Below are 405 nucleotides of genomic sequence, written 5' to 3'. Positions count from 1 at the left end.
TCTTTCATTATTCGCCTTGATATACTTAGAGAACATGGCCCGCCGCGCAGCCAAGGGTTGAGAATCTTTCATTATTCGCCTTGATATACTTACAAGCCCAGGGACTACGACGCTGTGGAGGTTGAGAATCTTTCATTATTCGCCTTGATATACTTAGCACCGGGCGAACCCCTGACTATCGCGTGGTTGAGAATCTTTCATTATTCGCCTTGATATACTTATCAAGCCTTGATGTGCCCTATCAGATTGGTTGAGAATCTTTCATTATTCGCCTTGATATACTTAGTTTTGCGCCACATTGCTACCTCATGTTGGTTGAGAATCTTTCATTATTCGCCTTGATATACTTATATTCGTGGTGTTTGGGAAAACGGAATTGTTGAGAATCTTTCATTATTCGCCTTG

The 405-nt window shown here is 41.7% G+C and carries 1 CRISPR repeat array.

Features of this window, described 5'->3' with window-relative positions:
* Positions 1 to 55: 55 nt before the first annotated feature.
* Positions 56 to 405: a CRISPR direct-repeat array (repeat unit 28 nt; unit sequence GGTTGAGAATCTTTCATTATTCGCCTTG).

This window comes from Rothia sp. HMSC065C03 (genome assembly GCF_001837295.1).
Taxonomy (GTDB): Bacteria; Actinomycetota; Actinomycetes; order Actinomycetales; family Micrococcaceae; genus Rothia.
The sequence above is the reverse complement of the archived record's forward strand: the minus strand, read 5'-3'. Positions and strand labels throughout refer to the sequence as shown.